The sequence below is a fragment of the Streptomyces sp. GESEQ-4 genome (genome assembly GCF_017948455.1).
GTDB lineage: Bacteria > Actinomycetota > Actinomycetes > Streptomycetales > Streptomycetaceae > Streptomyces.
In genome coordinates, this window is record NZ_JAFFSU010000065.1 from 1 (window position 1) to 1,885 (window position 1,885).

Here is a 1,885-nt window from a genome sequence, read left to right on the forward strand (position 1 = left end):
TCCTGTCGTCCGGAGCCGAGCCAGCGCACCAGGGCCACCAGGCCCAGGGCGAGGACCGCGAAGGCGATGAGGATCGCGCTGATCGCGGTCACGCTGGGGTCGATGTCGAAGGTCAGGGAGTTGTAGACCCGCACCGGCAGGGTGACGGTGTCGACCGAGGACAGGAACTGGGAGATGTAGAACTCGTCGAAGCTGGTGATGAAGGAGAAGATCGCCGCCGCGATCATGCCCGGCGCCGCCAGCGGGAAGGTGATCTTCCGGGCGATGGTCAGACGGCCGGCACCCATGCTGGCCGCGGCGTCCTCGAGGCGTTCGTCGATGCCGCGCAGGGTCGCGATCAGGATGAGTACCGCGATCGGTGAGGCCAGCACGGTGTGTCCGAGGGCGATGGCGATGGGGCTGCCGAGCATCGCGGCGGGCTCGAACAGCAGGAACAGCCCGAGTGCGGTGACGATCTGCGGGATGACCAGCGGTCCCAGCACCAGGGCGAAGACCGCCGAGCGCAGCGGGAGTTCGCTGCGGACCAGGGCGGTCGCCGCGGTGACCCCGATGATGAGGGAGAAGACGGTGCTGATGGCGGCGACCAGGGCGCTCAGGGAGAGCGCGGCCGGCCATTTGCTGCCGTCGGCGAACAGCGCCTTGTACCAGTTCAGCGTCCACGCCTCGGGCGGGAAGGAGGCGAAGGCGTTGTTGCTGAAGGAGGTGACGAGGATGACCACGATCGGCAGCGCCAAAAACAGCAGGATGACGGTGGCGATGGCGGTCAGGACGATCCGCCCGGCCAGGCTGCTGCGGAGTTCCATCATGACGTGCTCCTCTTCTTACGGCTGGCGCCCAGGGAGCTGACGGCCTTGACGAGCAGCAGTCCGGCGAAGGTGAGCAGCAGCAGGATGACGCCCTGCGCGGCCGCGCCGTTCCACTGGTTCTCCTTGGTGACCTGCTGGTTGATGAGGGTGGCGATCATCGTCTGGTTGGGTCCGCCCATCAGGGCCGGGGTGATGTAGTAGCCCAGCGAGAGGATGAAGCTGAGCAGTCCGGCGCTGGCCAAACCGGGGGCGACCAGCGGCAGATAGATGCGCCGGAAGATCGTCACACGTCCCGCGCCCATGCTGGCCGCGGCCGCCAGCAGGCGGCGGTCCACGCCGCGCATCACGCCGTACAGCAGCAGCACCGTGTACGGCAGCATCATCGAGGTGGTGCCGATGACCACGCCGAGCTCGTTGTAGAGCAGCGAGTACGGCGCCCCCGGTGCCCATGCCAGGCTCTCGTTCACCAGGCCCTTGTCGCCGAGCATGATGATCCAGCCGTAGGTGCGCACCAGGGCGCTGACGAAGTGCGGGACGACCACGACCAGCATCGCAAGTCCCGCCCACAGCGGCTTGAGCCGGGAGATCGCCTGGGCCAGGACGAACCCGAAGACCAGGCTCAACAGCGCTGTCTCCGCGGAGATCCGCAGCGTGGTGAACAGCACGGAGAGGTTGACGCCGGTGAGCGCGTCGGCGTACCAGTGCAGGGTGAACGATCCGTCGGCGTCCTTCAGGCTCAGCAGCAGCGTGCTGAAGATCGGGTAGACGAACAGCACCAACAGATAGATCACGACAGGCAGCGCATACAGGATCCCGAGCCGGGTCTTGCGCGAGGCCAGCAGCTTGCGCGGACGGGCGGGGGCCGTGGCGGTGAGGGCGGCCATGGCTCACCCTCCCTGTCCGGCGGCGAAGAGGTTGACGTCGTCCGCCTCGGCGGTGATCCCGACCCGCTCGCCGGTGACCGGTCCGCGGCCGGCCGGGACCTCCAGGCGCAGCGGCGGCGCCTCCTTGCCGTCGATGCGCACGCCCGCGCGGACCAGGGTGCCCACATAGGTGGCGGTCTCCACCGTGCCGGTACA

The 1,885-nt window shown here is 68.2% G+C and carries 3 protein-coding genes; all 3 read right to left on the bottom strand.

The window, feature by feature from the left end:
* Nucleotides 1–806: ABC transporter permease (locus KCH48_RS41785; protein ID WP_210582870.1), on the bottom strand; the 806-nt coding region annotated here is incomplete at its 3' end.
* Nucleotides 803–1,690 (bottom strand): ABC transporter permease, encoded by an 888-nt coding sequence (locus tag KCH48_RS41790; protein WP_210582871.1) that lies wholly within the window; start codon nucleotides 1,688–1,690, stop codon nucleotides 803–805. The genes KCH48_RS41785 and KCH48_RS41790, both read right to left, overlap by 4 nt.
* Nucleotides 1,691–1,693: 3 nt before the next feature.
* On the bottom strand, nucleotides 1,694–1,885 hold a 192-nt coding region (locus tag KCH48_RS41795; protein ID WP_210582872.1), incomplete at its 5' end, for a TOBE domain-containing protein.